The following is a 21,692-nucleotide window of genomic DNA, read 5'->3' as shown; positions in this document are numbered from 1 at the left end:
TCACGGGGTGGCCTCCACGCAGTCCGGAGGAGCGAGGGTGGCCGACGCCCCGGCCGTCGGGGTCGGGGTCGCCGTCGGAGTCGGGGTGGCAGTCGGGGTCGGCGACGCGGTCGGGCTGGGCTGCGCGCTCGGGGACCCGCCGGCCTGGCCCGTGCCGCGACCGGTCGGGGTGGGTGTCGGCGTCGGGGTCGGGGTCGGCGTGGGGCAGATCCGGACGGCGTCGTCGAGCCGCGCGACGATCTGCCGGGCGTCCCGCAGCGACTCCGCGGGGATGCCCGCGCGGACCTGCTCGGCCGGGAAGTCGGGCAGCGACGCGATCGTCACGTCGGTCTGCTGGGCGACGCGGTTCATCCGCACCCCGGGGATGTCGGCCTGGACGCCGCGGAAGATCGCCACCCGCGAGTCGTGGCCGGCCACGAAGTACTGCCTCTGGCTGTAGCGGTAGCCCAGCACCGCGGCGACGGCGAGCACCAGGGCGAGCACCACCAGGGCGCCCACGGTCTTCACCCAGCGGCCGCGGTGCGGCTCCTGCGGGGCGTAGCGCAGCTCCTCCGGGTCGACGGGGCGCGCGCCGACCGGAGCGGGCTCCTCGCCCGGGACCGGCTCGATCTCCCCGGTGTCGCCGCCGCGGTGACCCCGGAAGAAGCTCTTCGAGCCCTGCCCGGCGCGGCGTGGCTGCTCGGCGGCGGCGCCGACGATCATCGGTCCGGTCGAGGCGGCGGCCAGCGGCGGGCCGTCGTCGGGGACGGCCGGGTCCACCACGTCGGCCACCACGCAGGTGATGTTGTCCGAGCTGCCGGCGTCCAGCGAGGCGCGGATCAGCTCGACCACGGCGTAGTCGATCGACCCGCTGCCGAGGATGTCGGTGAGCCGTTCGTGGTCGAGCACGCCCGAGGCGCCGTCGCTGCACAGCAGCAGCCGGTCGCCGGGCGCGAGCTCGATGTAGAACAGGTCGGGGTCCGTCTCGTGCACCCCGTCGACCGCGCGCAGGATCAGGTTGCGGTGCGGGTGGGTCCGGGACTCCTCCTCGGTGATCCGGCCCTCGTCGATCAGGCTCTGCACGAACGTGTGGTCCTTGGTGAGCTGCGACAGCGTGCCGTCCCGCAGGAGGTAGCCGCGGCTGTCGCCGATGTGCGCGAGGCCGATCCGGTGGCCGTCGAAGAGCGCCGCCGTGACCGTCGTGCTGGTGCCGTCGAGTTCGGGCTGCTGCTCGACGAGCTCGGCGATCCGGTCGTGCGCGCGGTGGATGGCGCCGGCGAGGGCCTCGATCAGGTCCGCGGGCGGCGGGCCGTCGAGCCGGCGGAGCGCCTGCACGGCGGTGCTGCTGGCCACGTCGCCACGGGCCGCGCCTCCGACTCCGTCCGCGATGACCAGCAGGTTCTCGCTCGCGTAGCCGGAGTCCTGGTTGTCCTTGCGGACCCGGCCCACGTCGGACAGAGCGGCGTAGCGCAGCGCGAGCCGGTCGCTACCGGTCTCGGCGACGGGATCGTCGGGACTGTCGTTCTGCTCCATCGAGGGCAGCCCTATTTCCTCAGCTCGAGGGTGGTCTTCCCGATCCGCACCGTGCTGCCGAGCTGCAGGGTGGTCGGCTGGGTGAGCCGGTGGGAGCCGATGTAGGTGCCGTTGGTGGAGCCCAGGTCCTCGACGAACCACTGGTCGCCCGAGCTGGCGATCCGGGCGTGCCGGGTGGAGACGTAGTCGTCGTCGAGCCGGATCGCGGCGTCCGAGCCGCGGCCGATCAGGATCGGCGCCTCGTCGAGGGAGACCGTCTCGCCCTCGTTGGCGCCCTCGACGATCGCGACGTGCGTGGGCGCGCCGCGCGGGCGCTTGGTGGGCTTGGCGCCGCGGTTCTCGCTCTTGCGGGCCTGCCGCTGGGACTTGCGGTCCGCGCGCGGCGTGGAGTCGATGCGCGCCCCGAACATGTCCGAGCGGACCACCGAGATCACCGACAGCACGAAGATCCACAGGATCGCCAGGTAGGCGAACCGGATCAGCATCAGCGTCAGCTCAGACACCGTCGCCACCCCATCCGCTGGTGCCGGAGGTGCGGGGGGGCCGGGCCGCCCGTGGACGGCAGGAACCGGACGGTCATGGTGGTGTTCCCGATCTTGATCGTGCCGCCGTCGTCGAGCGTGGCCTGCTGCACCTTGCTGCCGTTGACCAGCATGCCGTTGGTGGAGCCGAGGTCCACGACGCTGACGTCCGTGCCGGCGTCGTTCGCGTGCACCCGGATCTCCGCGTGCCGGCGCGAGACGCCCGGGTCGTTGATCCGCAGGTCGGCCTCGCTGCCACGGCCGATCACGATGCCGGGCGGGTCGAGCGGGTGCTTCATCCCGTTGACCTCCAGGATCACCTTCGCCCGTCGTACGGCGGTGTCGGTGACCGAACGGTCCGAGACCGGCGTGACCTTGGCCAGCGCGGCGCTGCGCACCCGGAACCGGCCGGTGGACAGGTCGTCGCGCTCGTCGAAGGCGATCGTGACCGGCCCGGTGAAGACGTAGGACTGCTCGTGCGCGTGGTCGCGGAGCATCTCGGTGAGCTCCTGGGCGAGCGTCGAGGAGTACGGCGAGAGCCGCTCGTGGTCCTGCGCGGAGAGCTCGACGTGGAACTGGTTGGGCACCAGCCGCCGGTTGCGGGAGAGGATCTGCGCGGAGTTGTCGACCTCACGCTGCAGGGCGGAGGCGATCTCCACGGGCTGCACGGCGCTGCGGAAGGCCTTGGCGAAGACGCCGGAGACCATCTGCTCGAGTCGGTTCTCGAAGTTCTGCAGTATTCCCACGCCCGCCTCCTCTCGCTGCCCTGTCGATGTCGTACCCCCGTCTCTCGCGGGCCGAACCCCCGCAGGCACGCGCGGTGAGCATGACAGAACGCTACGTCCGCGCGCAGGCGCCGGGTCCGGCGTACCCGCATCGTAACGGGCACGTGATGGCCGACCCCGGGCGGACGCGGCCCGGTTTGGGGCGGGTCGTCGACGTGGGTTAGTCTGAGCGGGCTTCACGCGCGAGTGGCGGAATAGGCAGACGCGCACGGTTCAGGTCCGTGTGCCCGAAAGGGCGTGGGGGTTCAACTCCCCCCCTCGCGCACCATCGCAAGGTGCAGATCGAAGTCCCCGGCCAGGTTCACCTGCCGGGGACTTCGCCGTTTGGGGCCCTCGACCCGGGCCTTCGGTCACCCCGACCCGGGCCTGGTGCTCAGAAGCCGTTGCGCCGGCGCAGCGGGCGCGGCCGGCCGTCCGGGTCGTGCAGCAGGAGGTACGGCGCCAGCGCGAGCACCCGGCTCAGGCGGGAGAGCTGCGGCGGGTCGAGCCGTCGGAGCCGTCCGGCCGGACGGGGACCGGTGCGCCCCGACTCGTGCCACGCGTCGAGGCCCTCGGCGGCGCGCGCGTAGGCGTCGTACATCCCGACCGGGTCCACGCAGTCGGCCATCACGTCGGCCAGGGTCGCCGGGTCGACGGACCGGTCGAGGTGCTCGGCGGCCAGGGTGAGCCGCAGGTCGCGGGCGTACCGCGCCTCGCCGGTGTCCCCGCGCTCGACCACCACAGCGGACAGCTCGGAGTCGTGGGTCCAGGACCGCCGGTTGAAGTTGTCCGAGCCGATGCTCGCCCAGGTGTCGTCGACGATGCAGGTCTTGGCGTGCACGTAGACCGGCGTGCCGGCGTGGTTCTCGATGCCGTAGATCGCGACCCGGTGGGGGGCGACCTGCATCATCTCCAGCATCGCGCGCCGACGGCCGAACAGCTGCGGCGGGCGCGAGGCGCCGTCGAGGTCCGGGAACAGCGGGACCACGGCGACCACCCGCAGGTCGGGGTTGTCGCGCAGGGCGTCGGTGAACACGTTGCCGACGTGGTGGCCCCAGAGGTACTGGTCCTCGATGTACACCAGCCGGCGGGCCCGGCTCAGCGCCTTCGTGTAACCCCGCGCGACGCTGCGCTCGCCGCCCCGCGCGAACGGGTAGTCGCGGCCGTGCCGGAGGTCGGGGTAGGTCCGCAGCAGCTGGACGACGTGGGTGCCGCCGTCGACCGGCGGGGGCGGCGGGGCCTGGGCCGGCAGCGGGTCGGGGCTGAGGTCGAGCCCGAGCAGCCGGTCCTGGGTGACGTAGACCGGGTTGCGGCTGAGCGGGGTCGGGTCCTCCCAGCGCTCCCGGAAGACCGTCTCCACGTCGTGCACGGCCGGCCCGGTGATCGCGGCCTGGATGTCGTGCCACGGCGGCGTGGCGCCGTACTCCGCGGCCATCGTGAGCGCCTGCGGGTCGCCGTGGTGGTCGGCGTCGTCGCGCCGGGAGTGGCACAGGTCGATGCCGCCGACGTACGCGATGTCGCGCGACGGGTCGTCCCGGTGCCGGATCACCACGAACTTCTGGTGGTGCGAGCCGCCGGTGCGCACCCGCATGTCGAGCAGCGCCTCCGCGCCGCGCTCCTGCAGGTCCTGGCCGAGCCGGCGGTTCTCCTCGGCGGTGAAGCCGAGCCTCTCCCAGTGCGAGCGCCACACCAGGCCGCGCACGTCGACCCCGCGCTCGTCCGCGCGGGCGAGCACCTCGGCCACCTCGCTGCCCGGCGTGCCCAGCAGCCGCTCGTCGGCGTCGCCCTGCCAGTCGGTGAAGAACACCAGGTCGCCGGCGCGGGTGGCCTCGAGGCGCTCGAAGAGCTCGGCGAAGTACGTCGCGCCGTGGATCAGCGGCCGGACCAGGTTGCCCTCCGACCAGGCCTCGCCGGCCGGGTGCACGTCGTCGAGCCGGGTGCCCGGGTTCCCGCGCTCCTCACGGGTGAGCAGCCAGTGGGCGGGGTCGATCGGGTCGCGGGGCACGCCCCCAGGATGCCCGGTCCCCCCGATAGTCCGTGACGAACTGGTCCTTCCGGGGGCCCCGGGACAGCAAGTCCGTCACGGACTATCGGGGTAAACGAGTTGTGGGAGGGGTCCACCGGCCCCATGCTCGGGCGGTGACCCGCCTGGCTGCCTACCCGATGTGGCTGACGTACTCCGGGCTGTGGGGCTTCGTGGCCGCGCTGAGCTGGGTGACCACCCCGGTCTACCTGATCCGCGACGTGGGGATGAGCCCGCTGGAGCTGGTGCTCGCCGGTACGGCGCTCGAGGTCGCCTACTCGGTGTTCGAGGTGCCCACCGGCATCGTCGCGGACCTGTACAGCCGGCGGCTGTCGCTGGTGGTCGCCGGCGTGGTGATGGGCGGCGGGATGCTGGTCGTCGGGCTGGTGCCGGCGGCCTGGACGGTGCTGCTCGGGATGGCGGTGTGGGGTGCCGGCTGGACGTTCCGCAGCGGGGCCGAGGACGCCTGGCTCGCCGACGAGACGGACCGGGACACCATGAACCGGGCCTACAACCGGGGCGCCCAGGTGGGCCGGGTCGGCCGGCTGCTGGGCCTGGTGGCGGCCATCCCGCTGGCGCTGGTCGACCTGCGGCTGCCGCTGCTGGTCGCGGGCGCCGTGTCGGTCGGCATCGCCGTGCTGGTCGCCGTCGCGATGGCCGAGCACGGCTTCACCCGCCCGGAGCGCACCGGCAGCCACGTCGCGCAGGGCCTGCGGACCGCCCGGGACGGGGTCCGGGTCGTCCGGGGCACCCCGGTGCTGGTGCTGGTGCTGGGCATCTTCCTGGTGCTGGGCGCCTGGCAGGAGGGCTTCGACCGGCTGTGGGAGGCGCACCTGCTGCTCGACGTCGGCGTCCCGGACCTGTTCGGCCTGGACGGCGTGACCTGGTTCAGCGTGCTCGCGATCGCGGTGACGCTGCTGTCCCTGGGGGTGGCGGCGCCGCTGGTGACCCGGTGGGAGCGGCTGTCCCCGGCGCGGCTCGCCCGGCTGCTGCTGGTCATGCACCTGCTGCTGATGCTCTGCGCGCTGGCGTTCGCGCTGACCGGGACCTGGTGGCCGGCCGCCGCGGCGTACCTCGCCACCGCCGTCGTCCGCGACCTCGCCGGGCCGCCGTTCCACGCCTGGCTGAACGGCAGCATCACCGACTCCCCGCTGCGCGCGACGGTGCTGTCGGTGACCTCGATCGCGGGCAGCGCCGGGGAGTGGGGCGGTGGCCCGGTGCTCGGCCTGGTCGGCAACCGGTACGGCGTCCGGGCCGCCCTCACCCTGGGCGCGGTGCTGCTGCTGCCCACGCTCGGGCTGTTCGCGCGGGCCGTGCGGCACCACGGCGTCGAGCCCGAGCTGGCCGAGCCGCACGTGGTCTGACGGCTCGGATCCGGGGCATTCGCTGGACAAAACGGCGTCGGGGCTGCGTCACTCCTGGGATGAACGCCCACACCCCGGCGATACCGGGTGAACCTGACAGTCCGCCGGTACTGCTCGCCAGCACCGTGCTGCCCGCCCCGCGCCGGGCGTCCGCGCCGGCGTCCCGCGAGCTGGTGGCGCACTGGGTCGGACCCGGGGACGCGCTCCTCGACCAGGTCGGGGCGGTCCTCGAGGACCGGTTCGCCGCCGACGAGCGCGACGACTGGGACACCCTGCGGGGCCGGCACCGCGCCGGCCGGTTCCTGGTCGCGGTCGCCGGCTCCGCCGAGCAGCCGGTCGCGGGCGTGGCCGTGGTGGCGCTGCTCCCGCGGACCGGTTCGGCGGCCCTGCTCTACCTCGCCACCCACCGCGACGCCTCGGTCCCCGGGGTGGGGCTCAGCCTGATGCTGTTCCTGCGCGAGCACCTGCCCGCGCACGGCGTCACGCACGGGTTCCTCGGCGAGGTCGAGCGCGTCGAGGACACCGCGGACCCGGTCGAGTCGGTGGTCCGGCGGCGCCGGCTGGCGTACTACCGCCGGTTCGGCTGCCGGGTGGTCGACCGGGTCCCGGGCTACGGGATGCCGGACATGACGTCCGGCACCCTGCTCCCGCTGCACCTGGTCTGGCTGCCGGCGCAGACTCCGCTGGACGACGTCGGCGCGACGCTGCTCACCGACCTGGTCACCGAGCTGTACGACGTCGCCTACGACCGTCCCGCCGACGACCCGCTGCTGCGCCGGGTGCTGGCGTCGATCACCCGCACCCCCCACGGCAGCGACGCGCGGCCGTGGGCGCTCGGGCCGCAGCGCACCGGGACCGACTGAGCCTCGGGTCAGCGGTGCCCGGCGACGGCGTGCGGGACGTAGCCCGCGCCGAGCTCCTCGAGGTCGGCCTCGCCGAGCTCGAGGTCGACGGCCGCGACGGCGTCGCGCAGGTGCTGCGGCTTGGTCACGCCGACGATCGGTGAGGTGACCGCCGGCTGGTGCATCACCCAGGCCAGCGCGACCTGGGCCCGGGGCACCCCGAGCCGCCGCGCGACGGCGGCGACGGTGTCCACGACGACCTTGTCCTCGTCGCGGTAGAGCGTGCCGCCGAACTCGTCGGTCTCCGAGCGCGCCGTGTCGGCGTCCCAGTCGCGGGTGAGCCGGCCGCGGGCCAGCGGGCTCCAGGGGGATCACGCCGACGCCCTGGTCCTGGCACAGCGGCAGCATCTCCCGCTCCTCCTCGCGGTAGAGCAGGTTGTAGTGGTCCTGCATCGACACGAACCGGGTCCAGCCGCCGAGGTCGGCGACGTGCTGGGCCTTGGAGAACTGCCAGGCGTACATCGACGAGGCGCCGATGTAGCGCGCCTTGCCGGCCTGCACGACGTCGTGCAGCGCCTCCATGGTCTCCTCGATCGGCGTCGAGTCGTCCCAGCGGTGGATCTGGTAGAGGTCGACGTAGTCGGTGCCGAGCCGGGTCAGGGACGCGTCGATCTCGTGCAGGATCGCCTTGCGGGACAGGCCGGCGCCGTTGGGCCCGGGCCGCATCCGGCCGTGCACCTTGGTGGCCAGCACCACGTCCTCGCGCTGCGCGAAGTCCCGGACGGCGCGGCCGGTGATCTCCTCGCTGCTGCCGGCGGAGTAGACGTTGGCGGTGTCCAGGAAGTTGATCCCGGCCTCCAGCGCGTCCTTGATGATCGCCCGGCCGGCGTTCTCGTCGAGCACCCACTGGTGCCCGCCGCGCGACGCGTCGCCCCAGCTCATGCAGCCCAGGGTGAGGGCTGAGACCTCGAGCCCGGTGTTGCCCAGCTTCTCGTAGCGCATGTCAGTCCTTCGGTGTGGTGGTGAGTAGTCCGTGCAGCGCCGCGTCGGCGACGGCGGTCGCTGCCTCGTCGGTCAGGGGGAGGTGCCCGGTGAGCAGCCGGTAGATCAGCGGCCCGAACAGCAGGTCGATGGCGGTGTCCGCGTCGACCCCGGGGCGTACGTCGCCCCGCTCGGTGCCACGCTGCCAGATCGCGGCGATCGCCTTGCGGCGGCCGGCGAGGAACCAGGCCCGGAAGTACGCCGCGCCGCCCTCGTCGGTGACCGTCGCGGCCAGCAGCTGGGAGAACACCGTGCCCTCGGGGCTGGCGTAGAACCGGCTGACCAGCAGCACCTGCTCGGCGAGGTCCCCGGCCGTCGTACCGGTGTCGGAGGCCGGCACCGCGTCGGCCATGTCCCGGCCGAACGCCTCGGCGGCGACCGCCGTGCGGGAGGGCCAGTGCTTGTAGAGGGTGGCCTTGCTGACGCCCGACCGGGCCGCGATCGCGTCGATCGTGGCGGCCGGGAGGCCGCCCTCGGCGAGCAGGTCGCGGGTGGCGTTCACGGCGGCCTCGTGCACCTTGATGCTGCGCGGCTTCACCGGCCGGGCGAACAGGGCCGTGCCGTTGTCCGGCTCCTGCCCGCCCGTCCTGGTGCCGCCCGCGGTCATCTCAGACCGCCTCGGTGAGCGCCTCGAACTCGTCGTCGGTGAGCTCGATGCCGGCGGCGGCGGTGTTCGACTCCAGGTGGTCGACGCTCTTGGTGCCCGGGATCGGCAGCATCACCGGCGAGCGCTTGAGCAGCCAGGCCAGCGCGAGCTGCGACGGTGTGGCGTCGTGCTGCCGGGCCGCCGCGGCCAGCGGGCCGTCGTGCTGGGACAGCTCGCCGGTGGCCAGCGGGAACCACGGGATGAAGCCGATGTCGTTCGCCGTGCAGTAGTCCAGCACCGGCTCCGCGGTGCGGTTCGCGAGGTTGAACAGGTTCTGCACGGTCGCGATGGTGGCGATCTTGCGGGCCTCCTCGACCTGCTCGACGGAGACTTCGGACAGCCCGATGTGCCGGACCTTGCCCTCGTCCTGCAGCTTCTTCAGCTCGCCGATCTGGTCCTCCGCCGCCACGTTCGCGTCGATCCGGTGCAGCTGGAACAGGTCGATCTGCTCGACGCCGAGGCGGCGCAGCGAGAGCTCGCACTGCTGGCGGAGGTAGGCCGGGTTGCCGACCGGGGTCCAGACGCCGGGGCCCTGGCGGGTCAGTCCGGCCTTGGTGGCGATCACCACGTCGTCGGCGTAGGGGTGCAGCGCCTCGCGGAGCAGGTCCTCGGCGACCTCGGGACCGTAGGAGTCGGCGGTGTCGAAGAACGTCACGCCGATCTCGACCGCCCGGCGGAGCACGGCCAGCGCCCCGTCGTGGTCCTTCGGCGGGCCCCAGACGCCCTCACCGGGCAGCTGCATGGTGCCGTAGCCGAGGCGCACGACGGGCAGGTCGCCCCCGATCCGGTAGCTGCCCGAGGCGGCGGCGAGGTTCGTGGTGCTGTCCTGCGTGGTGGTCATGCACACTCCTGGAGCTAGAGAACTGAACGATCAGTTCACTTTAGTCCGGTGCGCGTGTCGTTCAAGCCCGGCTCACGGTCCCCCGACCGCGGGGCGCGTCGCGGGCTCCAGGACGAGGCCGGCCAGCCGGCGGGTCATCAGCGCGAACGTCGCGGTGTGCGCGCCGACGGTCGCCCACCAGTACGCGTGCCCGGCGACGCCCGCGGGCTCGAACGTGGTGCGCAGGCTCAGCTCGGTGCCCGCGCCGGAGGCCCGCACCCCGAGGTCGAGGTACGCGGTGCCGGGCAGCCGGGTCGCCGCGCGGACCCGCAGCCGGGTCGGCGGACGCACCTCGACGACCTCCCAGAAGTCCATCGCGTCGCCCGGCTCGAGCGGCCGCCCCGGACCGGTGATCCGCCAGCCGGGGCCGCCGAGCAGCCCGTCGGCGAGGCCGCGCACCCGCCACAGGGCCCGCGGCGCGTAGAAGCGCGGGTCGCCCCCGAGCGCCGTGACGCCCGCCCAGACCTGGTCCGGGGTGGCGTCGACGAGGACGGCGTGCCGGTCGACGTACGCCATCGGGCGGGTCAGCCCAGCCCGACGAGGTCTTTGCCGCGGTCCATGAGGTGGAAGTGGCTGGTCGCCCAGATGGCGACGCCGGCCAGCACCAGCCCGAGCACGGTGAAGAAGGTCGAGCTGACCGGGTGCCGCTTGGCGTGCTCCCAGGCCTCCTGGCCCTTCTTCTTGAACGGCTCGAAGAACCGGTGCGCCCACTGGAACTCGGTGGACCACAGCCACAGGCCGAGCAGCACCGGCGGGATGGTCAGCGGCCCGGGCAGCACGGCGAGCGCGAAGCCGCCCAGGATGCAGACCAGGCCGACCAGGAACACGCCCACCCGCCACGCCTGCCCCAGTCCGGGCTTGCTGCGGACCCGGTCGCGGAACGAGCCGCGTTCGACCGGACGCTCGCCTCCGAGCGCGTCGGCCCGCTCGGAGGGGTCGGTGCGGGGGGTGCTCGACATGAGGTCTCCTGGCTCCGGGCGTTCGACGCGGTTACCCGGACGACGGTCGGGGGACGCGAAAGGTGCCCGCTTCAGGATACTGGGGCGGTGCACACCCCCGCCGCCCCTGATCCGCTGCGTGAGCTTCCCCCGCTCCGACGGGAGGTGTTCGAGGCCCGGCTGGCCCGGTGGCTGCCGGACCTCGAGGCCGCGGTGGCCCCGTTGTACGCCGACCCCGCGGCGGTCGTGGACCGGCTGGTCGGGCTGGCCGCGCGGGCGTACGCCGCGCGGGAGGACGACCTGCACCGGCTGGACCTGCGCCGCTCCCTGGAGCCGGACTGGTTCCAGCGGCCCGGGATGGTCGGCTACGCCGCCTACGCGGACCGGTTCGCCGGGACGCTGGCCGGGGTGGCCGAGCGGGCGTCGTACCTCACGGACCTGGGGGTGGGCTACCTGCACCTGATGCCGCTGCTGACCCCGCGGCCGGCGCCGAACGACGGCGGCTACGCGGTGCAGGACTTCCGCAGCGTGCGGCCGGACCTCGGCACGCTGGACGACCTGCGGGCGCTGACCCGGCGGCTGCGCGGCGACGGGATCAGCCTGTGCCTGGACCTGGTGCTCAACCACGTCGCGCGCGAGCACGAGTGGGCGGTCCGGGCGCGGGCCGGCGACGCGACGTACCGGGACTACTTCCTGGTCTACCCCGACCGGACGGTGCCGGACGCCTACGAGCGCACGCTGCCGGAGGTGTTCCCGGACCTCGCGCCCGGCAGCTTCACCTGGGACGACGAGCTCGAGGGCTGGGTCTGGACGACGTTCAACGCCTACCAGTGGGACGTGAACTGGGCGAACCCGGACGTGCTGTGCGAGTACGCCGACGTGATCCTGGACCTGGCCAACCACGGCGTCGAGGTGTTCCGGCTCGACGCGATCGCGTTCACCTGGAAGCGGCTCGGCACCAGCTGCCAGAACCAGCCCGAGGTGCACGCGCTGACCCAGGCGCTGCGCGCCGTCGCCCGGATCGCGTGCCCGGCGGTGCTGTTCAAGGCCGAGGCGATCGTCGGCCCGCAGGACCTGCCGGCCTACCTCGGGCAGGGCGAGCACCACGGCAAGGTCAGCGACCTCGCCTACCACAACGGGCTGATGGTGCAGGTCTGGTCGATGCTCGCCAGCCAGGACGCCCGGCTGGCCTCGCGGGCCCTGCAGCAGCTGCCGCCGGTGCCGTCGACCACCGCCTGGATCACCTACGCCCGCTGCCACGACGACATCGGCTGGGCGATCTCCGACGAGGACGCGGCGGCCGTCGGGCTGTCCGGGTTCGAGCACCGGCGGTTCCTGTCGGACTTCTACTCCGGCGCCTTCCCGGGCTCCTGGGCCGACGGCCTGGTGTTCGGCGAGAACCCGGCGACGGGCGACCGGCGGATCTCCGGGTCGCTGGCCTCCCTGGCCGGGCTGGGCACCGGGGACCCGTGGGCGGTCGAGCGGATCCTCCTGGCACACGCGGTCGTGCTCGGCTTCGGTGGGCTGCCCGTGATCTGGATGGGCGACGAGCTCGGGCTGCTCAACGACCCCGACTGGGACACGGGTCCCGACGGGCCCGAGCACGCCGGGGACAACCGGTGGGTGCACCGGCCCCGGATGCCCTGGCCGCTGCCGGCCGACGAGCACGGCATCCAGGCCGGCGTCCGGCACCTGGTCCGGGCCCGCGCGGCCCTGCCGCACCTGCACGCGTCGGTCCCCGCCCTGGTCCTCGACCCGTGCGACCCCGGGGTGCTGCTGGTCGCCCGCCGGCACCCGCTGGGCCCGATGCTCGGTGCCTACAACGTGATGCCCGCTCCGCGGCACGTCCCGCTCTCGGTGCTCCACGACCTCGGCCTGGACCCGGCGACCGTGGTCGACCACGTCTCCGGCTCGCCGCCCACCGTCCGGGACGGGGCGGTCCAGCTGGCGCCGTACGCCGCGGCCTGGCTGACCGCGCGGTGAACGGCCGGACCGGCAGCGGTCCGGCCGCCCGCACCCCCGTGCTCAGGAGCTGATCGCGGTCGTGTCCTCGCTCCGGGTGCCGCTCGACACCTCGATGCGGCGTGGCTTGGCGCGCTCGGCCACGGGTACGCGCAGGCGCAGCACGCCGTCGTCGTAGGACGCCTCGAGCTTCTCGAGGTCGAGGTTGTCGCCGAGCACGAGCTGACGGCTGAACAGGCCGGAGGGGCGCTCGGAGGCGAGCGTCTCCCAGTCGCCGCTGCGGCGCGGCCGCTCGGCCCGGACGGTGAGCACGTTGCGCTCCACGTCGATGTCGAGGGTCTCGGCCGGCACGCCGGGCAGGTCGAACTCGATGACGAAGGTGTCGCCCTCGCGCCAGGCGTCCATCGGCATCACCGCGGGCCGGGAGGTCGTGCCGGCGCCGAGGACCTGCTGGGCCAGGCGGTCGAAGTCACGGAACGGGTCGGTGCGCATGTACATCATCTCTACCTCCACAGCTGCTCGGATCGGGTCACAGCCTGTATTGACTGTTACAGGTTTTATATAGCGCACGTGACGGCCCGAGGCAAGAGCCGTTGGTCAGCCGGCAGGATGCCCGGCTGCCCCGGCCGCCGGTCGCGCTTGCGCGAGCGGGTCAGAATGGTCGGGTGATCACCCGAGAGCTCGCCGAGGCGCTGGCCGCGCGCGGTCTGGAGTGGGCGCCCTCCAGCGGGGACCGGTTCCTGGTCCCGGACCGGGACCTCGACGACGAGGTGTTCGTGATCAGCGGGATGTCGATCGAGGTGGCCGAGCTGGAGTTCGGCAGCGAGATGCGGTTCAACGGCACCGTCGAGTGGGCGCTGGACAGCATCGCCCGCGACGAGGTGATCTGGCTGCCGCGCGAGGAGCAGCTCCGCGACGCGCTGGGGGAGCGGTTCCTGCGGCTCGAGTCGGTGACCGGCGGGTTCGCCGTGGTGCTCAGCGCGGGGTCCGAGGTGCCGTCCGAGGCGGTGGGTCCCGCTGCTGCGGGCGTCGCGCCCGCCGAGGTCCGGCACGTCGACATCGACGCCGAGCGGGCCTACGCCCGGGCGCTGCTGTCCGTGCTGCCCTGACCCGCCCGGCGGTCCCGGGGCCGGGTCGCCGTCCGGGGTGCTAGCCGCGGGTCGGGCCCTGCTCCTGGCTCTGCTCGAGGCGCTCGTGCAGACGTTCCCGCACCTGGTCGGGTGTCAGCTGCGCCCGGGCGCGCTGGTTCCGGGCGATGATGGCCCCGGTGGTCGCCACCCCGGCCAGCCCGGCGAGTCCGAGCGCCTTCCACAGCTTCATCCGCGCACCTTCCAGGAGATCTGTCGATGACCGACCGGAACAGCCCGCTCCCGCTCGACGCCGCGGTCGACCTGACCCGCACCGGCGACCTGTGGCTGTTCCGTGGTCGCTCTGCCGCGGACCACGCTATCCGGGCGCTGACCAACAGCCCGGTCAACCACGTCGGGATGGCGGTGGTGCTCGACGACATGCCGCCGCTGATGTGGCACGCCGAGCTCGGCCGCGGCCTGCTCGACGTGTGGACGGGGTCCCACCACCGGGGCGTCCAGCTGCACGACCTGCGCGACGCCGTGGAGCAGTGGACCGGCCGGTACGAGCAGCGGGCCTGGCTGCGCCAGCTCGACGCGACCGTCACCGCCGACATGGAGGCCGCGCTGCTGCAGACCATCGCCCGGATGGACGGGACGCCGTTCCCCGCGACCGCGGCGCTGGCCGGCCGGTGGGTCCGGGGTCGCGTGCGTCGACCCGCGCCGGTCGAGACGACGTACTGCGCGGAGGTGGTCGCCGCGACGTACCAGGCGATGGGGCTGCTCGGCCCCGAGCGGCCGACGAACTGGTACGACCCCGGAAGCTTCTGGTCCGGCGACGAGCTGGAGCTGCTGGCCGGTGCCCGCCTCGGTGACGAGGTCCGCGTCCAGGTCTGAACCGGCCCCCTCAGGCGCGGGCGAGCACCTCCCCGTGCAGGACGCTGAACCACCCGTCCTCCTGCTCGGCCCACCGGCGCCAGCCGGCCGCGATCTCCGCCAGCTCGGCGGGCGTCGCGAAGCCACCCTCCACCGCCTGCCGGGCCACGGCCGACTCGACGATCCGGTCGGCCCACAGCCCGCCCCACCAGGCCCGGTCCGTCGGGCTGGCGTAGCACCAGGTGCTGGACCCGGCGGTGACGTCGGTGAACCCGGCGTCCCGGGCCCACGAGAGCAGCCGGCGCCCGGCGTCGGGCTCCGCGTGGTTGGCGCGGGCCACCTGCAGGTACACCTCCAACCACCGGTCGAGCCCGGCCGTCGCGGGGAACCAGGCGAACGCGCTGTAGTCGCTGTCGCGCGCCGCCACGGTCCCGCCGGCTCGGCAGACCCGACGCATCTCGCGCAGCGCCCGGACCGGGTCGTCGACGTGCTGCAGCACCTGGTGGGCGTGCACCACGTCGAAGGAGTCGTCCCCGAGGTCGAGGTCCGTCACGTTCCCCACCACGAAGTCGACGTTCGTGGTGCCCCGGGCGTCCGCCTCGGCCCGCGCCAGGTCCAGGGCGTCGGCGGTGCGCTCCAGCGCGGTCACCCTGCCCTCCGGGCCGACGACCTCCGCGAGGTCCATGGTGATCGTCCCCGGTCCGCAGCCCACGTCGAGCAGGTGCATCCCCGGGTGGAGCCGTGGCAGCAGGTAGCCGGCCGAGTTCTCCGCCGTCCGCCAGCGGTGCGAGCGGAGCACCGACTCGTGGTGCCCGTGGGTGTACGCGTTCGTCATCACCTCAGGCTGCCACTCCGGTCAGCCGCCGGGACCCGCCCTGCCGGCCGATGAGACTCACGTCCGCCGGTGGAAGCGCACCTGACCGCTGGCGAGCCGGGTCATCTCCTGGCGCGAGTCGTGCGCCAGGTGGTGGTGCCGCGAGCAGAGCAGCCGGCCGGCGCGGACGCTGGTCCCGCCGCCCTCGGACCAGGGCACCTCGTGGTGAGCCTCGGTCCACGCGGCCGGGCGGTCGCAGCTCTCCGCGGAGCAGCCGCCCTGTTCGAGGCCGGGGGGCGAGCCGCTGCGCGCGGGAGTGGAGGCGCCGTGTGCGGCCGAGGTCGAGCACCTGGGAGGCGCCACCGAGCACGGCCGGGACCAGGCCGGCCCGGCAGGCGAGCCGCCGCGCCGCGCCGGCCGAGATCCGGTCACCGGTGTCGAGACCGGCCGCGCCCAGCCCGGACAGGAGCTGCTCCAGCGTCATCGTGACCACGACCGTGGCGTTGACGCCGCCGGCCCGCGGCATGCACCCGCTGTCGGCGCCCACGTCGAGGGTGTCCGCAGCGGCGAGCACCCGGAGCCGGAGCTCGGCGACCCGCGCCTGGAGCCGGGTGAGGTCGACGAGCGCCGCGCCCGCCTCCGCGGCCGTCAGGGTCCAGGTGGGCGCGTCGACGAGGCCGTCGAGCACCGCGTTCGCCCGGTGCGAGAACCGGGTGATCGGGTGCGCGGCTTCGGGATCGCCGGTGCGCTGGTCAAGGGACATGCCTCCAACCTAGGGAGCGCCGGAGACTGTTTCCGGTCGGAGATCCGAGGTGTGCAGAAGTCCGAGAGGAGGTCTGCTGTGGACGCGAACGGGCCTGCCGCACACCCGTCCGGACGCCGGACCGCCGTCACCGGGCAGGTCGCTCGAAGAGCAGCTCGAGGCCGTCCTCCTCGTCCCACTGCTCGCCGACGCGCTCGAACCCGAAGGGCCGGAGGGTGGCGAGGGACGCCTCGTTGTCCGGGCTGATGCTGGCCCGCACGACCTTGACCGCGGGCTCGTCGGCGGCCCAGTCCAGCGCGAGGGCGAGCAGGGCCCGGGCGTACCCCCGGCGGCGCAGCAGCGGGTCGACGCCGTACGCCACCTCCACCATGCCGCGCTGGTCGGGCGGCCCGTGGAAGCCGACGATCCCGCACACCGTGCCGTCGGGGGCGACCGCGAGGCGCGCGATCCAGTCCAGCGCGACCGGGTCGGCTTCGACCTGGGCGAGGCGGATCCGCCAGAGCCAGGCGTGGTCGACGAGGTACGGCGTCGCGGTCGTGCCAGTGACGGCGGACGCGGTCGGGAGGTCGCCCTCGACGAGGGCCCGCATCGCCGGGATCGAGAGCAGGACCAGGTGCAGCGGAGGCAGGGGCTCGTCCATCCGGCCGACGCTAGTTCCTCGGCCAACGGGGACGAGAGGTGACCCAGAGGTCGCCCGACCTCCCTGCGAGTTCGGGAGACGGGGGCGCGGAAAGTGGGGCCGTTAGAGGCTCGTTAAGAACCCGTCGTACGGCGTCCCGCCGCCGGATCATCGAAGCATGACCCAGACCGTGCACCTGCCCCGGGAGTCGTCGACCCGCGACGTACCCCTGGCGCGCCTGCTCCGGAGCGACGCCGGCGCCCGGCTGTTCGCGGCGTACTGGGCCTGCCTGGCCGTCGTCGACCTCACCGGGGACTCCTTCACGGTCGCCGGCGTGGCCGTCGTGGTCGCGGCCTGCAGCGTCCGCCAGCGGGTCCGCACGGGCGTCGCCGTCGCCGTCACCGGCTGGCTGTTCGTCACCGGCTTCCTCGGGGACCGGCACGGCGAGCTCGTCGTGCACGGCCCCGCCGACGTCGTCCGGCTGGCCCTGCTCGTCACGGCCGCCGTCGCCGCCGCACTCAGCACCCGCCCACGAGGAGCTCGATGACCACGACCGTCCACCCGCGGACCACCCCGGACCGGGAGCCGGGCCCCGGCCGGCTCCGCGGCTGGCTGCTCGAGGACATGGCCGACCGGGCCACGTCGCACCCGGGGCCGCACGCGCAGCCACCGAGCGGGGACCGGACGCACCCGTGGTGGAAGGTGATGTGCCTGACCGGCGTCGACTACTTCTCCACGCTGGGCTACCAGCCGGGGATCGCCGCGATCGCCGCCGGCGTGCTCTCGCCGTTCGCCACCCTGGTGCTGGTCGCGCTGACCGTGTTCGGCGCGCTGCCGGTCTACCGCCGGGTCGCCGAGGAGAGCCCGCACGGCGAGGGCTCGATCGCGATGCTGGAGCGGCTGCTGTCGTTCTGGAAGGGCAAGCTGTTCGTCCTGGTGCTGCTCGGCTTCGCGGCCACCGACTTCCTGATCACGATGACGCTGTCCGCGGCGGACGCGACGGCGCACATCGTGGAGAACCCGAACGTGCCCGCGCTGCTGCACGGGCACCAGGTCGCGATCACGCTGGTGCTGCTGGCGCTGCTCGGCGGGGTCTTCCTGCGCGGCTTCACCGAGGCGATCGGCATCGCGGTCACCCTGGTCGGCGTCTACCTCTCCCTCAACGTGGTCGTGATCGCGGTCTCCATGTGGCACGTGGTCACCGAGCCCGGCGTGGTCACCGACTGGTCCACGGCACTGACCACCCAGCACGGCGACCCGCTGATGATCGTCGCGCTGTCGCTGCTGGTCTTCCCCAAGCTCGCGCTGGGCATGTCCGGGTTCGAGACCGGCGTCGCGGTGATGACGCACGTGCGGGGCGACCACGGCGACACCGAGGCGGACCCCGCCGGCCGGATCCGCGGCGCCAAGCGGATGCTCGCGGTGGCCGCCGGGATCATGAGCGTCTTCCTGGTCACCAGCAGCTTCGTCACCACGCTGCTGATCCCCCCGGCGGCGTTCCAGCCCGGCGGTGCGGCCTCGGGCCGGGCGCTGGCCTACCTCGCGCACGGGTACCTCGGCAACGGGTTCGGCACGGTGTACGACGTGAGCACGATCGCGATCCTCTGGTTCGCCGGGGCATCGGCGATGGCCGGGCTGCTCAACCTGATCCCGAGGTACCTCCCGCGCTACGGCATGGCGCCGAGCTGGGCCCGCGCCGTACGCCCGCTGGTGCTGCTGCTGACCGCCGTCGCCTTCCTGGTCACCTGGATCTTCCAGGCGGACGTGAACGCGCAGGGCGGTGCCTACGCGACCGGCGTGCTGGTGCTGTTCACCTCCGCGGGTACGGCGGTCACGCTGGCCGCCCGGCGCGCGGGGCAGCGCTGGCTGTCGCGGGCGTTCGCGGTGATCACGCTGGTGTTCGTCTACACGACCGTCGACAACGTCGTCGAGCGGCCCGACGGCGTGAAGATCGGCGCCTGCTTCATCGGCGGCATCCTGGCGATCTCCGTGGCGTCCCGGCTGAACCGCTCCTTCGAGCTGCGCACCACCGACGTACGCCTCGACGAGACCGCCGAGCTGTTCCTGCGCGACTGCGCCCGGCGCACGATCCGGCTGGTCGCCAACGAGCCCGGCGCCCGCGACCGCGAGGAGTACGACGACAAGCTGCGCCAGATCCAGAGCGACCACGACCTCCCGCTGGACACCGACGTGATCTTCGTCGAGGTGACGGTCACCGACCCGTCGGACTTCGAGACCGGGGCGCTCGAGGTGCACGGGCACGTCCTGCACGGGACCTACCGGGTCCTCACGCTGGAGTCGTCGTCGGTCGCCAACGCGCTGGCCACCCTGCTGCTGACCGTGCGGGACCGCACCGGGGTGACCCCGCACATCTACTTCGAGTGGACCGAGGGCAACCCGGCCGCGAACCTCGCGCGGTTCCTGCTGTTCGGGGTCGGGGAGGTCGCACCGGTCACCCGGGAGGTGCTGCGCCGCGCGGAGCCGCACCGCCGGGACCGCCCGCGCGTGCACGTCGGCTAGGACGGGCGCGGGAGCACAATGAAGGCATGGTCCCGATGAGCCCGGAGCGGATCGTGGTCGCGCTGACCGGCGGTCCCGAGGGGGAGGTGCTGCTGCGCCGTGCGGCCGGCATCGCGGGACGGGGCGCCGGCGGCGAGCTGCACAGCGTGTACGTCGCCCGCCCGGCTCCCGGCGGGGCCCCGGACCCCCCGGGCCTGGCGCGGCTGCGTGCGCTGACCGAGGAGCTCGGCGGGACGCACCACGCCCTGGTCGGGGCCGACCCGGCGCAGGCGGTGCTGGACTACGCGCGCGGCATCGACGCCACCCAGGTGGTGGTCGGCGTCTCGCGGCGCAGCCGGCTGGCGGCCGCGGTCCGGGCCGGGGTGAGCGACCGGCTCGTCGCGGACTCCGGCGACATCGACGTGCTGATGGTCAGCCACCCCTACGCCCGGGGCGCGGCCGACGCGCAGCGGCCGAGCGCGCTGTCGGGGCCCCGTCGCCTCGGGGGCTGGGCACTGGGCCTGGCCGGGCCGGTGCTGCTGACCGCCGTGCTCGACGCGACGCGGAGCGTCCCCACCATCCAGGCGCTCGCCTACCTCGCGCTCACCGTGCTGGTCGCCCTCGTCGGCGGGCTGTGGCCGGCGGTCGCGGCGGCGCTGGTCGGGAGCCTGCTGCTCAACTACTTCTTCACCCCGCCGCTGCACACGCTCAGCGTCGCGGACCTCGAGAACGTGGTCGCGCTGGTGCTGTTCCTGGTGGTCGCGGTCTCGGTCGCCTCGGTCGTCGACGCAGCGGCCCGGCGGTCGGTGCAGGCCGACCTGGCCCGTCGCGAGGCCGACTCGCTGTCCCGGCTGAACCGGGCCCTGCTGCGCACCCGGCACGGGGTCGACGAGCTGCTGGACCTGGTGCTCGAGACCTTCTCGATGACCGCCGTGACGCTGCTGCGGTCCGGGCCGGACGGCACCTCGACCCGGGTGGCCACCCGCGGCGACCGCCCGCCGCTCGACCCGCGCGACGCGGACGTGGCCACGGACGCCGGCGAGCCGGTGGTGCTGCTGCTGCGGGGCCGGACCCTGCCGCCGCACGACCTGCGGGTGCTGGGCGCGTTCGTCACGCACCTCGCGGTGGTCCTCGACCGCGAGGAGCTGGCCGTCCAGGCCGCCGCCGCGGACCGGCTCGAGCAGGGCAACCGGCTGCGGACCGCGCTGCTCGCCGCCGTCTCCCACGACCTGCGCACCCCGCTGGCCGGGATCAAGGCGGCGGTCTCGACGCTGCGCACCCCGGACGTCCGGTGGACCGCCGACGACCAGGGCGAGCTGCTCGCGGCCATCGAGGACTCCGCGGACCGGCTCGGCGCGATCATCGCGAACCTGCTGGACCTGAGCCGGCTGCAGACCGGCGGCGTCACCCTGGTGCCCGACGTCGTCGGCCTCGAGGACGTGGTCTCCCGGGCGCTGTCCGGGCTGGCCGAGGGCGACCGCGTGCAGCTCGACCTGCCCGACGACCTGCCGGCGGTGCGGGTCGACGCCGGCCTCCTCGACCGGGTGGTCGCCAACCTCGTGGACAACGCGCTGCGGCACACCGACGCCGGCGTCCAGGTCGACAGCGGCGTCACGGACGGCCGGGCCTGGCTCCGGGTCGTCGACCACGGCCCCGGCGTCCGGGCCGCCGACCGCGCGGCGCTGTTCGAGCCCTTCCAGCGGCTCGGGGACGCCCCGGCCGGCGCAGGCGTCGGCCTCGGCCTGGCGGTGGCGCGCGGCCTGACCGAGGCGATGGGGGGCACGCTGACCGCCTCCGATACCCCCGGCGGCGGCCTGACCATGACGGTCTCGCTGCCCGCCGTACCCACTCCGCGGCCGCTGCTGCACGAGCTGGTCCAGCCGTGACCAGCGTGCTCGTCGTCGACGACGACCCGGCGATCCAGCGGACGCTGGCGATCGGGCTGCGGGCCCGGGGGTACGACGTGCTGCCGGCCCGCGACGGACGGACCGCCGTCGACGCCTGCCACGACGACGAGCCGGACGTGGTGCTGCTCGACCTCGGGCTGCCCGACCTGTCCGGCGTGGAGGTGCTCCGGACGATCCGGGAGTGGAGCCAGGTGCCGGTGATCGTGCTGTCCGCGCGGCACGGGTCGGACGACAAGGTCGAGGCGCTCGACGTGGGCGCCGACGACTACGTCACCAAGCCGTTCGGCATGGACGAGCTGCTGGCGCGGGTGCGGGCCGCCGTACGCCGCGCGGTGCCCGACCAGCCGCCGGCGCCCGTCGTGACCGACGCGTTCACCGTCGACCTCGCGGCGACCCGGGTCTACCGCGACGGCGAGGAGGTCCGGCTCACCCCGACGGAGTGGCGGCTGCTCGAGGCGCTGGTGACCCGGCCCGGGCGGCTGGTGTCGCAGCGCCAGCTGCTCAGCGAGGGCTGGGGGCCCGGGTACACCGTCGAGACCAACTACCTGCGGGTCTACCTCGCCGGGCTGCGCCGCAAGCTGGAGGCCGACCCGTCCCGGCCGCGGCACCTCGTCACCGAGCCCGGCATGGGCTACCGCTTCGTGCCCTGATCCG

General features: G+C 74.0%; 23 protein-coding genes, 1 tRNA gene and 1 pseudogene. 10 read left to right on the top strand and 15 right to left on the bottom strand.

All coding sequences use genetic code 11. The features are described 5' to 3' along the window. From KRR39_RS19935 to KRR39_RS19925, 3 genes are read right to left on the bottom strand one after another with little or no spacing between them, the layout of a single operon-like run. The gene (locus KRR39_RS19935) at nt 1–1,512 is read right to left on the bottom strand and encodes a PP2C family protein-serine/threonine phosphatase (RefSeq protein WP_216939166.1); all 1,512 of its coding nucleotides are present in this window, start codon (nt 1,510–1,512) and stop codon (nt 1–3) included. 11 nt (nt 1,513–1,523) lie between these two features. Further along, nucleotides 1,524–2,015, bottom strand: coding sequence for an FHA domain-containing protein FhaB/FipA (locus tag KRR39_RS19930; protein ID WP_216939165.1), 492 nt, complete (start codon nt 2,013–2,015; stop codon nt 1,524–1,526). Beyond that, a complete protein-coding gene (locus tag KRR39_RS19925) occupies nt 2,003–2,779 on the bottom strand; it encodes an FHA domain-containing protein (RefSeq protein WP_216939164.1) in 777 nt (258 codons plus the stop codon). The genes KRR39_RS19930 and KRR39_RS19925 overlap by 13 nt, the downstream gene beginning before the upstream one ends. Nucleotides 2,780–2,998: 219 nt before the next feature. Between KRR39_RS19925 and KRR39_RS19920 the strand changes: the two genes are divergently transcribed. Continuing rightward, a tRNA-Leu gene (locus tag KRR39_RS19920) sits at nt 2,999–3,086 on the top strand. Between the two features lie 105 nt (nt 3,087–3,191). Here KRR39_RS19920 and KRR39_RS26350 read toward each other — a convergent pair. Beyond that, the gene (locus KRR39_RS26350; protein ID WP_367303690.1) at nt 3,192–4,802 is read right to left on the bottom strand and encodes a phospholipase D-like domain-containing protein; all 1,611 of its coding nucleotides are present in this window, start codon (nt 4,800–4,802) and stop codon (nt 3,192–3,194) included. Between the two features lie 134 nt (nt 4,803–4,936). On the opposite strand from KRR39_RS26350, the gene KRR39_RS19910 reads away from it, so the two are divergent. Then, a complete protein-coding gene (locus KRR39_RS19910; protein WP_216939163.1) occupies nt 4,937–6,184 on the top strand; it encodes an MFS transporter in 1,248 nt (415 codons plus the stop codon). A gap of 59 nt (nt 6,185–6,243) precedes the next feature. Next, nucleotides 6,244–7,047, top strand: coding sequence for a hypothetical protein (locus tag KRR39_RS19905; protein WP_216939162.1), 804 nt, complete (start codon nt 6,244–6,246; stop codon nt 7,045–7,047). Between the two features lie 8 nt (nt 7,048–7,055). On the opposite strand, the gene KRR39_RS25705 is transcribed toward KRR39_RS19905, so the two are convergent. The 6 genes and pseudogenes from KRR39_RS25705 to KRR39_RS19880 all read right to left on the bottom strand — a co-directional run bounded on the left by KRR39_RS25705 (nt 7,056) and on the right by KRR39_RS19880 (nt 10,552). Beyond that, nucleotides 7,056–7,382, bottom strand: coding sequence for an aldo/keto reductase (locus KRR39_RS25705; protein ID WP_302053602.1), 327 nt, complete (start codon nt 7,380–7,382; stop codon nt 7,056–7,058). 73 nt (nt 7,383–7,455) lie between these two features. Further along, nucleotides 7,456–7,968: pseudogene (locus KRR39_RS25700) on the bottom strand (aldo/keto reductase); the annotation flags it as partial. Nucleotides 7,969–8,029: 61 nt separating this feature from the next. Next, nucleotides 8,030–8,674: a TetR/AcrR family transcriptional regulator gene (locus KRR39_RS19895; protein ID WP_216939161.1), complete on the bottom strand. Its 645-nt coding sequence runs from the start codon at nt 8,672–8,674 to the stop codon at nt 8,030–8,032. Between the two features lies 1 nt (nt 8,675). Further along, nucleotides 8,676–9,554 (bottom strand): aldo/keto reductase, encoded by an 879-nt coding sequence (locus KRR39_RS19890; RefSeq protein WP_216939160.1) that lies wholly within the window; start codon nt 9,552–9,554, stop codon nt 8,676–8,678. 72 nt (nt 9,555–9,626) lie between these two features. Beyond that, nucleotides 9,627–10,109 carry a DUF2867 domain-containing protein gene (locus KRR39_RS19885; protein ID WP_216939159.1) on the bottom strand — a complete coding sequence of 161 codons (483 nt, stop codon included), beginning with the start codon at nt 10,107–10,109 and terminating at the stop codon, nt 9,627–9,629. Between the two features lie 8 nt (nt 10,110–10,117). Next, a complete protein-coding gene (locus KRR39_RS19880) occupies nt 10,118–10,552 on the bottom strand; it encodes a PGPGW domain-containing protein (protein ID WP_216939158.1) in 435 nt (144 codons plus the stop codon). Nucleotides 10,553–10,888: 336 nt separating this feature from the next. Here KRR39_RS19880 and KRR39_RS19875 point away from each other — a divergent pair, with 336 nt between their 5' ends. Next, nucleotides 10,889–12,514: an alpha-amylase family protein gene (locus KRR39_RS19875; protein WP_254185770.1), complete on the top strand. Its 1,626-nt coding sequence runs from the start codon at nt 10,889–10,891 to the stop codon at nt 12,512–12,514. 42 nt (nt 12,515–12,556) lie between these two features. Here the strand turns inward: KRR39_RS19875 and KRR39_RS19870 are convergent, their stop codons facing one another. Further along, nucleotides 12,557–12,985: an Hsp20/alpha crystallin family protein gene (locus KRR39_RS19870; RefSeq protein WP_367303689.1), complete on the bottom strand. Its 429-nt coding sequence runs from the start codon at nt 12,983–12,985 to the stop codon at nt 12,557–12,559. 173 nt (nt 12,986–13,158) lie between these two features. On the opposite strand from KRR39_RS19870, the gene KRR39_RS19865 reads away from it, so the two are divergent. Continuing rightward, a complete protein-coding gene (locus KRR39_RS19865; RefSeq protein ID WP_216939156.1) occupies nt 13,159–13,602 on the top strand; it encodes a pilus assembly protein CpaE in 444 nt (147 codons plus the stop codon). 40 nt (nt 13,603–13,642) lie between these two features. Here the strand turns inward: KRR39_RS19865 and KRR39_RS19860 are convergent, their stop codons facing one another. Further along, the gene (locus KRR39_RS19860) at nt 13,643–13,813 is read right to left on the bottom strand and encodes a hypothetical protein (protein WP_216939155.1); all 171 of its coding nucleotides are present in this window, start codon (nt 13,811–13,813) and stop codon (nt 13,643–13,645) included. Nucleotides 13,814–13,839: 26 nt separating this feature from the next. On the opposite strand from KRR39_RS19860, the gene KRR39_RS19855 reads away from it, so the two are divergent. Further along, nucleotides 13,840–14,457, top strand: coding sequence for a hypothetical protein (locus tag KRR39_RS19855; RefSeq protein WP_216939154.1), 618 nt, complete (start codon nt 13,840–13,842; stop codon nt 14,455–14,457). 10 nt (nt 14,458–14,467) lie between these two features. Here KRR39_RS19855 and KRR39_RS19850 read toward each other — a convergent pair whose 3' ends face one another. The 3 genes from KRR39_RS19850 to KRR39_RS19840 all read right to left on the bottom strand — a co-directional run bounded on the left by KRR39_RS19850 (nt 14,468) and on the right by KRR39_RS19840 (nt 16,653). Next, on the bottom strand, nt 14,468–15,271 hold the full coding sequence (locus KRR39_RS19850) for a methyltransferase domain-containing protein (RefSeq protein WP_216939153.1): 804 nt from the start codon (nt 15,269–15,271) through the stop codon (nt 14,468–14,470). Between the two features lie 4 nt (nt 15,272–15,275). Next, a complete protein-coding gene (locus tag KRR39_RS19845) occupies nt 15,276–16,013 on the bottom strand; it encodes a DUF222 domain-containing protein (protein ID WP_216939152.1) in 738 nt (245 codons plus the stop codon). A gap of 127 nt (nt 16,014–16,140) precedes the next feature. Continuing rightward, nucleotides 16,141–16,653 (bottom strand): GNAT family N-acetyltransferase, encoded by a 513-nt coding sequence (locus KRR39_RS19840; RefSeq protein WP_216939151.1) that lies wholly within the window; start codon nt 16,651–16,653, stop codon nt 16,141–16,143. Nucleotides 16,654–16,810: 157 nt separating this feature from the next. Here KRR39_RS19840 and KRR39_RS19835 point away from each other — a divergent pair, with 157 nt between their 5' ends. Genes KRR39_RS19835 through KRR39_RS19820 form a run of 4 tightly spaced genes read left to right on the top strand, consistent with a single transcriptional unit; the run spans nt 16,811 to nt 21,688 of the window. After that, entirely contained in the window at nt 16,811–17,179 is a 369-nt protein-coding gene (locus KRR39_RS19835; protein ID WP_216939150.1) for a hypothetical protein, read from the top strand. Continuing rightward, nucleotides 17,176–19,152, top strand: a complete 1,977-nt coding sequence (locus tag KRR39_RS19830; protein ID WP_367303688.1) for an APC family permease — start codon at nt 17,176–17,178, stop codon at nt 19,150–19,152. Before KRR39_RS19835 ends, KRR39_RS19830 begins: the two co-directional genes overlap by 4 nt. A gap of 26 nt (nt 19,153–19,178) precedes the next feature. Continuing rightward, nucleotides 19,179–21,017, top strand: coding sequence for a DUF4118 domain-containing protein (locus KRR39_RS19825; RefSeq protein ID WP_216939149.1), 1,839 nt, complete (start codon nt 19,179–19,181; stop codon nt 21,015–21,017). Next, nucleotides 21,014–21,688, top strand: a complete 675-nt coding sequence (locus tag KRR39_RS19820; protein ID WP_216939148.1) for a response regulator — start codon at nt 21,014–21,016, stop codon at nt 21,686–21,688. The genes KRR39_RS19825 and KRR39_RS19820 overlap by 4 nt, the downstream gene beginning before the upstream one ends. The last annotated feature ends 4 nt before the right edge of the window (nt 21,689–21,692 follow it).

The sequence above is a fragment of the Nocardioides panacis genome (assembly GCF_019039255.1).
GTDB lineage: Bacteria > Actinomycetota > Actinomycetes > Propionibacteriales > Nocardioidaceae > Nocardioides_B > Nocardioides_B panacis.
Note: the sequence above shows the minus strand (reverse complement) of the source record. Positions and strands in the feature narration are given on the sequence as shown.

Coding starts and splice junctions, on each gene's coding strand:
- KRR39_RS19935 (WP_216939166.1), bottom strand. CDS start 1,512: ATGGAGCAGAACGACAGTCCCGACGATCCCGTCGCCGAGACCGGTAGC.
- KRR39_RS19905 (WP_216939162.1), top strand. CDS start 6,244: ATGAACGCCCACACCCCGGCGATACCGGGTGAACCTGACAGTCCGCCG.
- KRR39_RS19895 (WP_216939161.1), bottom strand. CDS start 8,674: ATGACCGCGGGCGGCACCAGGACGGGCGGGCAGGAGCCGGACAACGGC.
- KRR39_RS19890 (WP_216939160.1), bottom strand. CDS start 9,554: ATGACCACCACGCAGGACAGCACCACGAACCTCGCCGCCGCCTCGGGC.
- KRR39_RS19885 (WP_216939159.1), bottom strand. CDS start 10,109: ATGGCGTACGTCGACCGGCACGCCGTCCTCGTCGACGCCACCCCGGAC.
- KRR39_RS19880 (WP_216939158.1), bottom strand. CDS start 10,552: ATGTCGAGCACCCCCCGCACCGACCCCTCCGAGCGGGCCGACGCGCTC.
- KRR39_RS19875 (WP_254185770.1), top strand. CDS start 10,889: ATGGTCGGCTACGCCGCCTACGCGGACCGGTTCGCCGGGACGCTGGCC.
- KRR39_RS19870 (WP_367303689.1), bottom strand. CDS start 12,985: ATGCGCACCGACCCGTTCCGTGACTTCGACCGCCTGGCCCAGCAGGTC.
- KRR39_RS19860 (WP_216939155.1), bottom strand. CDS start 13,813: ATGAAGCTGTGGAAGGCGCTCGGACTCGCCGGGCTGGCCGGGGTGGCG.
- KRR39_RS19855 (WP_216939154.1), top strand. CDS start 13,840: ATGACCGACCGGAACAGCCCGCTCCCGCTCGACGCCGCGGTCGACCTG.
- KRR39_RS19850 (WP_216939153.1), bottom strand. CDS start 15,271: ATGACGAACGCGTACACCCACGGGCACCACGAGTCGGTGCTCCGCTCG.
- KRR39_RS19845 (WP_216939152.1), bottom strand. CDS start 16,013: ATGTCCCTTGACCAGCGCACCGGCGATCCCGAAGCCGCGCACCCGATC.
- KRR39_RS19840 (WP_216939151.1), bottom strand. CDS start 16,653: ATGGACGAGCCCCTGCCTCCGCTGCACCTGGTCCTGCTCTCGATCCCG.
- KRR39_RS19835 (WP_216939150.1), top strand. CDS start 16,811: ATGACCCAGACCGTGCACCTGCCCCGGGAGTCGTCGACCCGCGACGTA.
- KRR39_RS19830 (WP_367303688.1), top strand. CDS start 17,176: ATGACCACGACCGTCCACCCGCGGACCACCCCGGACCGGGAGCCGGGC.
- KRR39_RS19825 (WP_216939149.1), top strand. CDS start 19,179: ATGGTCCCGATGAGCCCGGAGCGGATCGTGGTCGCGCTGACCGGCGGT.